Genomic DNA, 13,967 nt, shown 5'->3' on the forward strand with positions numbered 1-13,967 from the left:
GATTCTCAGGACAATTTTGTTTTGAATTTATAATCTTCAAATAAAAAGAAAATGGCAAAAATAAAACTTTATATTGCACAAAGTTTAAACTCAAAAATCGCTTTGGCCGATGGAAGCGTAGAGTGGCTGGAATCAATCCCCAATCCTGAGAATACAGATCATGGTTATGCTGAATTTTTTGACTCTGTTGGAATAACAATCATGGGGAACAGCACATACAAACAACTAATTAGTTGGGATATAGAATTCCCCTACAAAACAAAAATAAACTATGTTTTTACACGAAATCCGGAAATTCAAAACACAAAATATGTAACTTTTGTAAAAGAAAATCATATTGAATTTGTACAAAATTTAAGGGGAAAATCGAAGCGCGATATTTGGCTAATTGGCGGTGGGCAGTTGAATACCTGGTTTTTAAACGAGAAATTAATTGACGAGGTTTATGTTTTTATTATGCCCATTGTTGTCCAGGCGGGAATTGAGTTGTTTGAAGCTATTCCCCGGGAAACACGACTTGAGCTGACATACTCAAAAGTTTACAAAAGCGGAGTTATTGAACTGCGTTACAAAATAAAGCGTTAACCATCTTCAAAAAAATTGCAAAATGCAAATATTCAGGGCCGATTTACATATACATACACTTTTGTCGCCCTGTGCCGATTTGGAAATGTCGCCCGGAAATATCGTAAAAAGAGCAAAAGAAACGGGACTTCAGATTATCGGAATCACTGATCATAACTCTACAAAACAAGCGCCGTTGGTAAGAAAGCTGGCTGAAAGGGAGGGAATTTTTGTTCTTACCGGTGCTGAAGTTACAACAAAAGAAGAGGTACATTGCCTCGTGTTTTTTGAAAAAGAAAAGGAACTTGAAATCTTTCAACAGTTTATCGATTTAAACATAACCAAAATTCCAAACAAGGAAGATTATTTTGGCTACCAGCCATTAATTGATGAAGAAGAAAATATTTTGGAGATGATTCCCTATTATCTTCCTGCTGCGCTAAAAGTTGGAATCGATGAAATTCAAAATCAGGTTTCCGGTTTAAATGGCCTTTTTATTCCCGCCCATATCGACCGATCCGCAAATGGGATTATAAGTCAACTTGGATTTATTCCCAAGAATTTAAAATATGATGCGTTGGGTGTTTCAAAACATACTTCCGTAAATTATGTTCGAAAACATTATGTTATAGAAAATAAAAAGACCCTTATACGCAATTCCGATGCCCATTATTTGGAACAAATTGGCGAAATTTACACCAATTTTATAATTGAAAAACCCGATTTTTCAGAAATTAAAATGGCTCTGAATCAGAAAAATAACCGATTTGTTCAAATAAGATGAAAACCATATCTGAACATATCCTTGATATCGTTCAAAATTCGGTCAGGGCAAAGGCTACATTGATTGAAATCATAGTTGATGAGGATAAAAAAAATGACATTTACACTTTGATAATTCGGGACAACGGCTGCGGTATGGATGAGCAGACATTACAACAGGCAACCGAACCGTTCTTTACATCCAGAAATACCCGGAAAGTTGGGATGGGGCTGGCGCTGCTAAAACAAAATGCAGAACAATGTGGCGGAAAACTTGAGCTGAAATCGAAAGAGGGGATGGGAACGGAAATAAAAGCTGTTTTTCAGTTATCAAATATTGACAGGCCACCGTTGGGAGATGTGTGGAATTCTTACTATCTCACTTTGCTGAGTTACAAAAAAGTAGAATTGAAATACACACATAAAACCACTAAGAGCATTTTTGAAATTTCATCTGATGACATTATCAAAATGCTTGACGGAATGCCACTAAACAACAAAGAAATTAAAAATGGAATTATCGAACTGATAAAAAACAATTTAACAGATATAAAAGCAACCTTATAAAAAACAACCAATACAACTATGACTAAAATAAAATCACTGGCTGATCTCAAAAAAATCAGGGATGAGGTACAGTCCAAGATCAAATTGCGGGAGAATAGCGATCATCCCGAACAAACTGTGCAGATTAAAGTGGGGATGGCAACGTGCGGAATTGCATCGGGTGCCAAAGAAACCATGAATTATTTTGTGGAAGAATTGGAACAACAGGCTATTGATGCCGTTGTTACGCAAACCGGATGCATGGGATATTGTTACGCCGAGCCAACGGTGGAAATAACGTTGCCCGGAAAAGGACCGGTGGTTTTTGGTTACGTAAATAAATCAAAAGCTGAAGAAATTATCGAAGTCTACATCAAACGTGGCAAGCTGGTAGATGGCATTATTCCGGTAAATTTTAAAACCATTGATGAATAAAAACCTTCAACTAAATTTATTATGAGCGATTATAAAATGCACCTTCTCATTTGCAGCGGAACAGGTTGTAAAGCGTCGGAAAGTGAAGATATTATAAATTCATTTACTTCTTTAATTGATGAGTTTGGGCTGGAAGACGAAGTGCAAATTGTACGCACCGGATGTTTTGGTTTTTGCGAGAAAGGCCCCATTGTAAAGGTATTGCCCGATAATACTTTTTATGTGAGAGTAAGCCCCGGGGATACTGAAGAAATTTTAAAAGAGCATATAGTAAAAGGACGTACAGTTCAGCGTTTATTGTATACCGATCCGGTAACCAACGAAAATATAAGTGATTCCAAAGGAATTGGGTTTTACAAAAAGCAAATCAGGATTGCCTTACGAAATTGTGGTTTTATCAATCCGGAAAATATTGAAGAGTACATAGCCCGGGATGGTTACATGGCGCTTGGAAAGTGTCTGGCCGAATTCACTCCGGAAGAAACCATTCAGGAAATAAAGGAATCAGGATTACGTGGCCGTGGAGGTGGAGGGTTTCCAACCGGATTAAAATGGGAAATTACACGAAAATCGGAGGCCGACCAAAAATATGTAGTTTGTAATGCTGATGAAGGTGATCCTGGTGCATTTATGGATCGGTCAATTTTGGAAGGCGACCCGCATTCTGTTTTGGAAGCCATGGCTATCTGCGGATATTGTATCGGTGCAGACAAAGGTTTGGTTTATATCCGTGCAGAATATCCATTGGCAATTGAGCGTTTAAAGACAGCGATAAAACAAGCCCGCGAATATGGATTGTTGGGCAATGATATTATGGGCGCAAAGTTCAATTTTGATATTGAACTGCGTTATGGTGCAGGTGCATTTGTTTGTGGCGAAGAAACAGCGCTTATTCATTCAATGGAAGGTTTACGTGGTGAACCTACTTTTAAACCGCCGTTTCCTTCTGTTTCAGGATATATGGGGAAACCAACCAACGTAAACAATGTGGAAACCTTTGCTAATATTCCTGTTATATTAAATAAAGGAGCCAACTGGTTTAATAAAATTGGTACTGAAAAATCAAAAGGAACCAAAGTTTTTGCATTAGCCGGAAAAATCAACAATGTTGGTTTAATTGAAGTTCCAATGGGCACTACATTGCGTGAAGTGATTTACGACATTGGTGGCGGTATAAAAAACGGAAAAGAATTTAAATCGGTGCAAACCGGAGGTCCTTCCGGTGGATGTTTAACAAAAGATTTTTTGGATACACCAATCGATTATGATAATTTGATTGCTGCTGGATCGATGATGGGATCGGGAGGAATGATTGTAATGGATGAGGACGATTGTATGGTTTCCATTGCGCGTTTTTATCTCGAATTTACATTGGAAGAATCGTGTGGAAAATGTACTCCTTGTCGTGTCGGCAATAAACGCCTGCACGAAATTCTTGACAAAATAACAAAAGGAAAAGGAGAAGTGGAAGACATTGAACGTTTAAGGGTTTTGAGTTCAGTTATTAAGGATGCGTCACTTTGCGGACTGGGACAATCATCTCCCAACCCGGTACTTTCAACCATTGCAAATTTTGAAAATGAATATTTGGCGCATGTAAATGACGGAAAATGTCCGGCAGGGCAGTGCAAGGCTCTTTTGAAATATGAAATTGCAGAAGATTTATGTACAGGTTGTACACTTTGTTTCCGAAATTGCCCGGTTGGAGCAATTACAGGTGAGCGCAGGCAACCTCATTTTATTGACCAGTCTATCTGTATTAAATGTGGTGTTTGTTTTGAAAAATGTAAATTCGATGCGATAACCCTAACATAATCAAGTAAAAAGAATACAATGGATACGATAAATCTGACAATTGATAATAAATCGATAGTTGTAAAAAACGGAACTACAATTTTGGAAGCGGCATCAGGAATTGGCGTGCATGTCCCCACGTTGTGTCACATGAAACTGCATGATTTAAATATAGAAAATAAACCCGGTGGCTGTCGCGTCTGCGTGGTGGAAGTTGAGGGACGCCGGAATCTTGCTCCGGCTTGCTGTACCGAAGTAGCTGAAGGAATGGTAGTAAATACCCATTCGATCCGGGCTATTAATGCTCGCCGTACAGTGATGGAACTGATTCTTTCCGACCACCCCGCTGACTGTCTGATATGTGCAAAGTCGGGCAACTGTGAGTTGCAGGACATGGCACATCAACTGGGTATTCGTGAAATTCATTACCAGGGGGAACAGTCACATTATCGGGAAGACACTTCCCCTGCAATTATTCGTGAAGTGGACAAATGTATAATGTGCCGCCGTTGTGAAATGATGTGTAATGAAGTACAAACGGTAGGCGTTCTTTCGGCGATAAACCGTGGTTTTAATTCTGTAGTTTCTCCGGCTTTTGAAATGAATCTCGACCATTCGGTTTGCACGTATTGCGGACAATGTGTTGCTGTTTGCCCAACCGGTGCGTTAACCGAAGTAGATGAAACAGGAAATGTAATCCGCGCTTTGTCCGATCCCTCGAAAACTGTAATTGTTCAGACTGCCCCGGCTGTTCGTGCAGCTCTTGGCGAAGAATTTGGAATGGAAGCCGGAACATTGGTTACAGGTAAACTCGTTGCTTCCTTAAAACAGCTTGGATTCGACTATGTTTTTGATACCGATTTTGCAGCTGACCTCACCATTATGGAAGAAGGTACCGAGTTGTTAAACCGTTTGTCAAAACATTTGTCTGGCGATAAGGATGTAAAATTGCCAATTTTGACATCGTGTTGTCCGGCGTGGGTGAAGTTTTTTGAGCACCAGTTTCCTGAAATGAAAGATATCCCGTCTACAGCACGTTCACCGCAGCAAATGTTTGGCTCCATTGCGAAAACTTATTTTGCTGATAAATTGGGTATTAATAGGGAAGATTTGGTTGTAGTGTCAATAATGCCTTGTGTGGCTAAAAAATATGAATGTGGCCGTGAGGAATTTAAAACCAATGATAACCCTGATGTTGACTATGCATTGACCACACGTGAACTGGCTGCCCTGATAAAAATTTCAAACATCGATTTCAGAACACTTCCCAATGAAACGTTTGATAATCCGCTTGGAGAATCAACCGGAGCCGCAGTAATTTTTGGAACAACAGGAGGAGTGATCGAAGCTGCAGTCAGAACTGCTTATGAGATTCATACAAAAAAAGAGCTTCCCCGGATTGATTTTGCTGAACTACGCGGAATGGAGGGGATTCGGAAAGCAACCATAGATTTTGATGGATTCCCCTTAAAAATTGGAATTGCCCATGGTTTGGGAAATGCCCGCAAATTGCTTGAAGACATTCAGGCCGGTAAAAGTGAGTTTCATGCCATTGAAATAATGAGTTGTCCGGGGGGCTGTATTGGTGGTGGAGGGCAGCCCTATCACCATGGAAATGCAGAGGTACTGAAAAAGAGACAGATGGCTATTTACCAGGAGGACAAAAACAAAGTAATTCGTAAATCACACGAAAATCCGTATATCATTGAATTGTACGAGGAGTTTTTAGGAGAACCGATGAGCGAAAAAGCACATCATTTGTTACATACCGAGTATTTTGATCGAACGGAATAGTTTGTTTGAGGTTCTATTACTAATAATTGTCTAATTTCTAAAAGTCAATAAAAAATGCCAAAAATAAAATTAGCAGAAAATACAATACAACTCATAAAAGATACTTGCGCTGAATTTGGAAACAAAGAGAGTGAATTGATTAATGTTTTACACCAGGTGCAGCACAAGCTAGGATATCTTCCGGCTGAAGTGCAGGAAGTGATTGCCAAAGAATTAAAAACATCGGTAGCAAAAGTGTATGGGGTCGTTACTTTTTATAGCTTTTTTACGATGATTCCACACGGAGAAAATCCGATTTCAATTTGTATGGGAACAGCATGTTATGTTCGTGGTGCCGAGCAGGTCTTGGCTGAATTTAAGCGTCAGTTAAAAGTAGAAGTCGGAGAGTCAACCAGCGATGGGAAATTTTCGATCAATTGTTTACGTTGTGTAGGTGCGTGTGGTTTGGCTCCGGTTGTTACTGTCGGCGAAAAAGTGTATGGCCGTGTTGCTCCGAGCGAAGTAAAAAAGATTATTGCAGAATATCGCGAAGGATGTGCAGGTGATGATGCCAAATCAGCATAAAAAAGTGGCGGGTTTTTTAATTCAAAATAGTCCCGCCACTTTTTAAATTTTATGATTATAATAAGTGTTTTTTTGTTTATCCTGCGTTGAAACATCTTTTTTCTTCAAAATTGAAGTTCTCATTTTTTTGTCAAATGAATCAATCGGTTACGTTTTGTCGCGTTCTTAGTTTGCAAGATCATTTAAGCGAAAAACGTTTGAGTAAATCATTTCGGCAACTTTCAGCGAGAAAAGTGTCGTTGATTGCCTTTTCAAAGTTTTCTTTTTCCTTTTCAAATTCGGAAGCATAAAGAAGTTGATACACTTTTAGAATGGAAAGCGAATCTTTTTTTTCAATAAGAACAACTTCGTCACCGGCTTTTACTTCGCCTTTTTGAAGTACACGGACATAAACGCCTGCAAAACCGGAATCGATAAATTGTTTTACCATTTTTTGAGTCCCAAAACGAATCCCCAGCTTGTAACAGGGCTGGCGTGGTTGAGTAGCCTGAACCACAACTTCTCCTATTTTAAAAGTATCGCCAATATTTATTTTTGCTTCGTGCAAACCTTCAACTGTAAGATTTTCACCAAACATTCCCCAGGGCATTTTTAATTCCGGGTAGAATTTTTGCCAATAGTCGTAATGGTCGGCAGAATATAGGTAACATGCTTTGTCTGTGCCTCCATGATATCTGCGGTCAATAACATGATCATTTTCAACATCTTCTTTTCCCAGAAAAATAGGGTGGGGAACCGAATATTTGTAAATTCCGGTTTCTATCTGCTTTCCACGCCACTCAATTGTTTGTGGGGCACCAATATTTGTTGAGATGATTTTCATTTATAATGATTTTAGATGGAGCGTTTTGAGGTATAGACTACCTTATTTTTTTCTGTACTCATTCCTGATTTCTAAAATCTGTCTTAAGCAATTTTTCGCTCCTTTTTTATGTTTTCGTAGGCTTGATTTACCTTCTGGAATTTCTCGTTGGCAGCTCTCTGGAAATCGTCGCCGAGATGGCTAACTTTATCCGGGTGATATTTCATAGCCATCCGGCGATACGCTTTTTTGAGTTCATCGTTGCTGGCCGAACGTTCAATTTCCAGAATTTTATAGTCTGCGTCAGTATTCGGAACAAACATTGCTTCAATTGATTGGTAATCACTATCGTTAATCCCCATATATCTGCTGATTTGGGCAATCATTTGTTTCTCTGCAGCATCAACTTGTCCATCGGCCTGTGCAATACCATATAAAAAATGCAGGAGTTGCAGTCTGGCCGAATAATTCATGTTTTGCTGAATTTGGCGGCACACTTCGTTTACAGGAATGGTTTGTTTTAAAATATCTCGAAGCATTTTTACTGATTCTGTCGCTGAAGCTTCGCCAAAATTCTGCACCATAAACCTTTTTACATAATCCAGTTCCGATTTTAAAACTTTTCCATCTGCCTTCATAACAGCAGCCACTAAAACGAGCAAACTCATTACATAACCACCTGTAGTTGTTCTGCCCGAATATCCGGTGGTTCTTCCTGTTGTAAATCCGGGGCCTCCACCCTGTTGCATTTGTTCCGTACTTCCATCAAAAATTGAACCTACAACAAATCCAAAAATTGCTCCAATTGGTCCGCCAACAGCCCATCCAAGGCCTCCTCCTATCCATTTACCAAATTTTGCCATATTTTTTTAATTTTTTATCTATTTCAATAATTTCAGGGATTATTAAACGTTTGTTGTCATTTATAATTTCAATACTTGCCAGTTTTCTTTTTTCCTTGTCCGTCCATTGTCTGCTTATCCTTTCCAAAACCTGCGCTTCAGAAACTCCATCTCTTTTTTTTACTCTTTCTATTCGATGTCTTTTTTCCGCTGAAACCAAAATATTAAAATCCATCATTTTATAAAATCCACTTTCAAAAAGTATTGCAGCCTCATGAATTATATATTTGTGGTTTTGTTTGTCAACCCAATCATTAAATTTTTCCCGAACAACCGGATGAACCATTTTATTCATTTTTTCAAGCTGAATATTATCATTGAAAATAATATTGGCAAGTTTTTTTCGGTTAACCCTTCCATTGTCCATATAAATTCCCTCTCCAAAGAGGTGAATGAGCTTCGTTTTAATTTTAGAATCTGAATCAAGGAGTTGTTTTGCTATAGTATCAGCTTCAAAAACGGGAACTCCTAACAGTTTAAAAATGTTACAAATGGTCGATTTTCCACTTCCTATTCCACCAGTTATTCCTATTTTTATTGTCATCCTTAATTTCTTAGTCGGTTTCTATTAAATACTCAACTGTTTCTGGTGAAATTCTAAGTATCTCAATAAAAGTTGGCTCGTGTTCGGTTTTTACTCCGATATTTTCAACATTCATTCTTATCGAGTTGTAATCAACGGTTATAACAAAATCAGAAGACGTAACATTCTCAAATTCGCTTAGTCCAACAAGAAATGAAAGTGTAACTTCCGACGGGAATAATTTTATTTTTACATTATCCGGCTTGTTTTTAATTTGTATCGGCACTTTTAACTCTTTTTCAGTAAATTTTTCAACCGGAATTTTTAATGTAATTTTTTCAGGTTTTATACTGGTTTTTTCGGGGTGTTTTACCGTAACCACTTTTTCCATATCTGCATCCAGCCTTTCGTACGATTTAAATTCGGTTTCAAGGAATTGAATCGAGTCTAAAAGTATTGCCGGCCCGGTTACTGACACTGTTTCGGGCAAAATTGAGACGGGGTCTTTTAAATTGAATTGCGGCTTAAAATTCAGTTCGGCATTCATCCTTACCGGAACTGATTTGGTTTTTAAACTATCGAGAACGACAATAAAGTTATCGGGTCGTATATTGGTTACGGAAATCTCGTTGCTAATCTGATCTGAAACAATATTGATTAGATCAGCAGAACGGATTGAATATCTATCGGCAACCGGCTCCAAATCGCGTGTAATTTGAGTGAGATTAATAACAATAGGAGAAAAGGAAAGACTTAATTTATGACGTAATAAAGTAAATCCGTGTGCGTCAACCTGTAATTCAAATTTTGGTGGCAATTTATTTGAAACAAACTGATTAGCGGGCGGACTAACAAATTTTACAGGATAAGAAACCGTAGTAGTGTAATCTTTACTTAAGGCATTTAAGAACCAGAGTGCAGTTGCAATTAAAAGGCAAATCAGAAAAACAACAATTTGTTTATCATCTTTTAATCTTTCAATTTTGAAGTATCCCGTAATTTCTGATAATTTTATTTTCATACGAGTAGCAAAATTAACCAATTAAACTAAAATGTTATCATGGTTTTTTATAATCATCATATTCAAAATGGTATAGCAAAGTGCATTTTACTACATGAGTATTTTTATCGGAATGCGCAAAGGACGTTTACTCTAATTTTTTGTATGTTTTTAATTTTTTAATTAATTGCGGAAATTCGTCCAGTTTCTTTTTTATAATCTCAATATCAAAAGTTTGAAGCCCGATGTTAAGTTCGTCACAATATTTTCTGACGGGTTTACACGATTTCAGGAAAGCCATTTCTGAAAGCTTCCTGGTGAATTCCTCAATTTCGTAGATAATTAGATTATCTTTTATATTTTGCCAAAATGGGAAATGATTATTTTCGATTTCCAGGATTACTTCAGGAAGCGCTTTCTCAAATTCCGTTAATGATTCTTTAATTTCATCTTCGTTGCTATTTTCCGATAGTATTGAAGCTGTGTTGCTATAGCTTAAATGTTTAAAAAGAATGGAATCGACCTCCTTTTTAAAGACGGGTTTCTGAAGGTATCCGTCAAACAATTGATCTATTCTGTCGTTTTTTTGTTTTATTGTAGATGCCGTAAAAGCAATGACAGGAATTTTTACAAGTTTTTCGTCATTTTTTATAACTTCAGTAACGTCATATCCACTCATTCCCGGCATTCGAATATCCATAAAAATAATATCAGGTTTTTCATTATTCAATTTGGCCAATGCTTCTGCCCCGTTTTGGGCTTCGATGTATGTTGCATTTTTTGAGTTAATCAGTTTTTTTAACACCACGATGTTGTAATTGATATCGTCAACAATCATTATTTTACACGGGTCGAGTATGGCATTCGGTTTATAGTCTATGTTTTCTGATTCGTCGTGTTCTGATTTGTCAATTTTCACACTGTTAAAAGTCAGCGTAAAAACGGTACCTTTTCCGGGGGCGCTTTTTAACGAGATAGTTCCATTAAGCTTTTTTAGCAGACCGCTAACAATAGCCAATCCAAGTCCCGTACCTTCAAAATTACGGTTGTTTTGTCCGCTTTGCTGTGTAAAAGAATCAAAAATATTTTTTTGATGATCTTCTTCTATACCAATCCCGGTGTCTTCAATTACTATATTGAGGTTTACTTCATCCTTTACACTGGTTTTCATCGCGAATGCAGAAACATGGACATATCCTTTTGAAGTAAATTTAACAGCATTGCTGATAAGGTTAAAAACAATCTGGTAGAACCTAAGTTCATCCATGTAGATGAATTCCGGAACCGAAGCATCGGTGCTGATTTTAAATGAAAGCCCCTTTTGTTCTATTTTTTGATGAAATATCATTTTGATATCGTTTATGATTTCATGGTAGTTCATCGGCTGTAATTCAATATCCATTTTTCCTGACTCAATTTTTGAGAGATCAAGAATATCATTAATCAGGTTTAGCAGGTTTTTCCCACTGGTTAAAATGGTACTTAAATATTCTTTGTGTTGTTCAATTTTTGTATTTTCAAACAACCATTGGCTAAAGCCTAAAATGGCGTTGAGCGGTGTACGTATCTCGTGAGAAACATTGGCCAGGAATTCAGATTTTGATTTTGAAGCCTGTATAGCCTTGTTTTTCGCTATCATCAATTGCTTTTCATTTTCACGGGACTCGGTCACATTCCTGATGATAACAAGCACTTCATTGCTATTGAGTTTTACCATTCTGGCTTCATAAAATTCAATAAAGTTTACCCTGGGATCTTGGAAATCGAACTGATATGCACCATTTAAAAGGCATTCTTTTATTGCTTTTTGAAATGCTTGTGCTATTTTTTCGTTAAAAACAATATTGATTGAATCGTTTGAAGACTCATTCAGTTTGGCAAATAAGTGAAATTTTTGCGACGATTTAAAAGATTTGATAGTACCATTTCTGTCGATTTGTATAATTACATCGGGAATTGAATTGATAATTATTCGGTTTTCGCTTTCGCTTTTTATTAATTCTGAGTTTATCTTGTTTCGATGAAAGGCATTTGAAATGATGTTTGAGATGGTTTTTAATAACTCAATTTCCGATTTTGTCCACTTTCTCCGTGAGTTACATTCGTCGAAACCAATAAACCCAAAAATTTTATGGGAAGCAATTAGTGGAAAAGCAACAATTGATTTTATTCCCTGGGGGTCAAGAATATCATAAATGTCTTTTGGGAGCTCTTTAATATTTTCCGAGAAAATTATTTTATCTTTCTCCAAACGAACTTTCCACGAAGGAATTAAAGAAAAAGGAACATTCTGCAGGTCTTCTATTTGTGGATTTATTCCCTTGGCGCTCCATTCAAAAGTATTACTTGTCGTTTTTCCATCGGCACTATTTTCAAAAATATAAACACGGCTAACGTTAACATGTTGGCCTATTATACGGAGGGCTTCATTTGTTTTTTTATCGAAGTCTTCAAATGAATTGTAGTTTAACGATATTTTAGAGAGTATTTCTTGTTGTTTCAGGTTATGTGCAATTTCTTGTTCAAATGATTTACGCTCAGTGATATCCAGCATTACTCCGCGAACGCCTATTGTTTTTTCCTGTTCATAAATGGGAGAAATGTAGGTTAATACAGGGAAAATTTCTCCGTTCTTTTTTACAGCATTATACTCGTTTGAGATTGTTTGTCCATTTTCGTAAACCCTGCGAATGTTTTGGCGAACCTTTTCTTGTTCCGGGTACGGAAAAATATCAATAATGCTAAAGTTCGTTTCTATAACTTCCTCTCTTGAATACCCAAATTTATTAATCGCATATTGATTTGCATAAGTGAGGATCCCGTTTAAATTGACTTCACAGATCATTTCAGGAAGAAATTCAGAAAGTTCACGGTATTTTTTTTCATTTTTTTCAAGGTTAATTTGTGCTTGCTTTTGCGATGTAATATCATGGGCTACAACAATTACTTCTGTAAAAGTACATTCTTTTTCGGCTTTCATCGATTGCGCAAAATTTTCAAGTGATAGCTGTTTCTGGAAACACGATTTACATTCATCACTTGAAAAATGTACGTTTAGTCCCATCCAGATTGTTTTATTGTATTTGTTGATTACCGGTAATTCATAATAACTGATACAATTTCGTTTTAAAAATTCTCTGGTAAAATGAGTTTTTATTTTATTCTTGAATTCGGCAGGGAGGAGGTCATATATATTTTGCCCAAGTACTTCCGACCTTTTTATGCCAAGCTTTTGAGTAACTACCATATTGGCAAAAATGATATTTCCTTTTAGGTCAAGTCGAAGAATCATGTCGTTAATACTCTCAACAAGAAACTCATAATCTTTTTCAGCTTCCAAAAGTTTTTCGGTTCGCTGTTTTACAAGATCTTCCAGCTTTTTATTCAGAGAGATTAATTTCAGGTTTGAATGATACAATTCCTGCGATTTTGATTCAAGTAATTTTTCAGCTTCAATTCTTGCTTTTTGTTCCCGTTCGAGTTTGTATTTTAAAAGGTTAATTTCTGAATTCATATTTTTTTGATTTGGAAACGAACATTCGGGTTGTTGCTTATTAAAGGTTGAATTTTAATTTTGGCTTTTGTTTGAAAATACGATAATGAAACCTTGATAAGTCTTTCTGCAAAAAAAGCCATTTTTCGGCTTGAGTTGTAAACCAGTTCAACTTCTTTATCATTAATTTTTTTGTTTGTTAAGTATGGTAACACTGCTTTAGGGTATAACTTTAGGACTTCAACATGGGCAGTATTATTCAAATGTTCAGGAAATTGAAAAACATCGTTAAACCCCGCGACTAGATCAGAATACCTTTGTTTGAAAATATTAAAAGCAGATTTTCCAAAATTAAGGTGCAATTTGTCAATTACAATTCCAGTTTTTTCTTCAGGTTCTCTGCTGAGCGCAATCAACTCATGGTAAGGATAAGTTCCAACGGGTGTATAAACTCCATTGCGTTTAAGATTTGATGTGGTTATTATTTTATCAACCATCGCGTAACCAAATCTATTTTCAACCAAATCGAGCAGCATTCTGAATACGATTCCTTCCATAGTTCATGAACTTTTTGTATTAGTTACTGGTTTAAGAGTTTCATTTTTAAAAGAACATATCAAAATATTTTAATACACCTTGGAAATTCTGGTTTTGAAAATAGTTAAACTAAAGCTAAGTGCAAAATTTATAACTAATATATTGATATTTAGATGGATGTGCGGGGGTGTTTGCTTTTTCTCCGTAAACAACTTGAAATATCAGAATTTTTTTTCTGGTGTTAATATAAA

General features: G+C 36.6%; 13 protein-coding genes. 7 read left to right on the forward strand and 6 right to left on the reverse strand.

Features of this window, described 5'->3' with window-relative positions; translation table 11 throughout:
* The first annotated feature begins 51 nt into the window (after positions 1-51).
* The 7 genes from K5G00_RS05730 to K5G00_RS05760 are packed head-to-tail and all read left to right on the forward strand — an operon-like array spanning position 52 to position 6,459.
* Positions 52-585, forward strand: coding sequence for a dihydrofolate reductase family protein (locus tag K5G00_RS05730; RefSeq protein ID WP_238765201.1), 534 nt, complete (start codon positions 52-54; stop codon positions 583-585).
* Between the two features lie 22 nt (positions 586-607).
* Positions 608-1,348: a PHP domain-containing protein gene (locus K5G00_RS05735; protein WP_238765202.1), complete on the forward strand. Its 741-nt coding sequence runs from the start codon at positions 608-610 to the stop codon at positions 1,346-1,348.
* A complete protein-coding gene (locus tag K5G00_RS05740; RefSeq protein WP_238765203.1) occupies positions 1,345-1,893 on the forward strand; it encodes an ATP-binding protein in 549 nt (182 codons plus the stop codon). The genes K5G00_RS05735 and K5G00_RS05740 overlap by 4 nt, the downstream gene beginning before the upstream one ends.
* 18 nt (positions 1,894-1,911) lie before the next feature.
* Positions 1,912-2,307 carry a (2Fe-2S) ferredoxin domain-containing protein gene (locus tag K5G00_RS05745; RefSeq protein WP_238765204.1) on the forward strand — a complete coding sequence of 132 codons (396 nt, stop codon included), beginning with the start codon at positions 1,912-1,914 and terminating at the stop codon, positions 2,305-2,307.
* 21 nt (positions 2,308-2,328) lie between these two features.
* Entirely contained in the window at positions 2,329-4,122 is a 1,794-nt protein-coding gene (locus tag K5G00_RS05750; protein WP_238765205.1) for an NADH-quinone oxidoreductase subunit NuoF, read from the forward strand.
* An 18-nt stretch (positions 4,123-4,140) separates the two neighbouring features.
* Complete coding sequence (locus K5G00_RS05755) at positions 4,141-5,895, forward strand: NADH-dependent [FeFe] hydrogenase, group A6 (RefSeq protein WP_238765206.1); 1,755 nt, start codon at positions 4,141-4,143, stop codon at positions 5,893-5,895.
* A gap of 54 nt (positions 5,896-5,949) precedes the next feature.
* Positions 5,950-6,459 carry an NADH-quinone oxidoreductase subunit NuoE family protein gene (locus K5G00_RS05760; RefSeq protein WP_238765207.1) on the forward strand — a complete coding sequence of 170 codons (510 nt, stop codon included), beginning with the start codon at positions 5,950-5,952 and terminating at the stop codon, positions 6,457-6,459.
* A 178-nt stretch (positions 6,460-6,637) separates the two neighbouring features.
* Here the strand turns inward: K5G00_RS05760 and K5G00_RS05765 are convergent, their stop codons facing one another.
* From K5G00_RS05765 to K5G00_RS05790, 6 genes are all read right to left on the reverse strand, one after another.
* Positions 6,638-7,282 carry an MOSC domain-containing protein gene (locus K5G00_RS05765; RefSeq protein WP_238765208.1) on the reverse strand — a complete coding sequence of 215 codons (645 nt, stop codon included), beginning with the start codon at positions 7,280-7,282 and terminating at the stop codon, positions 6,638-6,640.
* An 83-nt stretch (positions 7,283-7,365) separates the two neighbouring features.
* On the reverse strand, positions 7,366-8,124 hold the full coding sequence (locus K5G00_RS05770; RefSeq protein WP_238765209.1) for a TerB family tellurite resistance protein: 759 nt from the start codon (positions 8,122-8,124) through the stop codon (positions 7,366-7,368).
* Positions 8,108-8,707 carry a dephospho-CoA kinase gene (coaE, locus tag K5G00_RS05775; protein ID WP_238765210.1) on the reverse strand — a complete coding sequence of 200 codons (600 nt, stop codon included), beginning with the start codon at positions 8,705-8,707 and terminating at the stop codon, positions 8,108-8,110. Before coaE ends, K5G00_RS05770 begins: the two co-directional genes overlap by 17 nt.
* Before the next feature lie 10 nt (positions 8,708-8,717).
* Positions 8,718-9,707, reverse strand: coding sequence for a YbbR-like domain-containing protein (locus tag K5G00_RS05780; protein WP_238765211.1), 990 nt, complete (start codon positions 9,705-9,707; stop codon positions 8,718-8,720).
* A 127-nt stretch (positions 9,708-9,834) separates the two neighbouring features.
* Positions 9,835-13,200, reverse strand: coding sequence for a PAS domain S-box protein (locus K5G00_RS05785; protein WP_238765212.1), 3,366 nt, complete (start codon positions 13,198-13,200; stop codon positions 9,835-9,837).
* Positions 13,197-13,736 (reverse strand): heme NO-binding domain-containing protein, encoded by a 540-nt coding sequence (locus K5G00_RS05790; protein ID WP_238765213.1) that lies wholly within the window; start codon positions 13,734-13,736, stop codon positions 13,197-13,199. Before K5G00_RS05790 ends, K5G00_RS05785 begins: the two co-directional genes overlap by 4 nt.
* Positions 13,737-13,967: the final 231 nt, after the last annotated feature.

The sequence above is a fragment of the Maribellus maritimus genome (assembly GCF_022267315.1).
GTDB classification, from domain to species: domain Bacteria; phylum Bacteroidota; class Bacteroidia; order Bacteroidales; family Prolixibacteraceae; genus Draconibacterium; species Draconibacterium maritimum.

What these genes read in the sequence shown, in the direction of transcription:
- K5G00_RS05730 (WP_238765201.1), top strand. Translation starts at nt 52, where the DNA reads ATGGCAAAAATAAAACTTTATATTGCACAAAGTTTAAACTCAAAAATC.
- K5G00_RS05735 (WP_238765202.1), top strand. Translation starts at nt 608, where the DNA reads ATGCAAATATTCAGGGCCGATTTACATATACATACACTTTTGTCGCCC.
- K5G00_RS05740 (WP_238765203.1), top strand. Translation starts at nt 1,345, where the DNA reads ATGAAAACCATATCTGAACATATCCTTGATATCGTTCAAAATTCGGTC.
- K5G00_RS05745 (WP_238765204.1), top strand. Translation starts at nt 1,912, where the DNA reads ATGACTAAAATAAAATCACTGGCTGATCTCAAAAAAATCAGGGATGAG.
- K5G00_RS05750 (WP_238765205.1), top strand. Translation starts at nt 2,329, where the DNA reads ATGAGCGATTATAAAATGCACCTTCTCATTTGCAGCGGAACAGGTTGT.
- K5G00_RS05755 (WP_238765206.1), top strand. Translation starts at nt 4,141, where the DNA reads ATGGATACGATAAATCTGACAATTGATAATAAATCGATAGTTGTAAAA.
- K5G00_RS05760 (WP_238765207.1), top strand. Translation starts at nt 5,950, where the DNA reads ATGCCAAAAATAAAATTAGCAGAAAATACAATACAACTCATAAAAGAT.
- K5G00_RS05765 (WP_238765208.1), bottom strand. Translation starts at nt 7,282, where the DNA reads ATGAAAATCATCTCAACAAATATTGGTGCCCCACAAACAATTGAGTGG.
- K5G00_RS05770 (WP_238765209.1), bottom strand. Translation starts at nt 8,124, where the DNA reads ATGGCAAAATTTGGTAAATGGATAGGAGGAGGCCTTGGATGGGCTGTT.
- coaE (WP_238765210.1), bottom strand. Translation starts at nt 8,707, where the DNA reads ATGACAATAAAAATAGGAATAACTGGTGGAATAGGAAGTGGAAAATCG.
- K5G00_RS05780 (WP_238765211.1), bottom strand. Translation starts at nt 9,707, where the DNA reads ATGAAAATAAAATTATCAGAAATTACGGGATACTTCAAAATTGAAAGA.
- K5G00_RS05785 (WP_238765212.1), bottom strand. Translation starts at nt 13,200, where the DNA reads ATGAATTCAGAAATTAACCTTTTAAAATACAAACTCGAACGGGAACAA.
- K5G00_RS05790 (WP_238765213.1), bottom strand. Translation starts at nt 13,736, where the DNA reads ATGGAAGGAATCGTATTCAGAATGCTGCTCGATTTGGTTGAAAATAGA.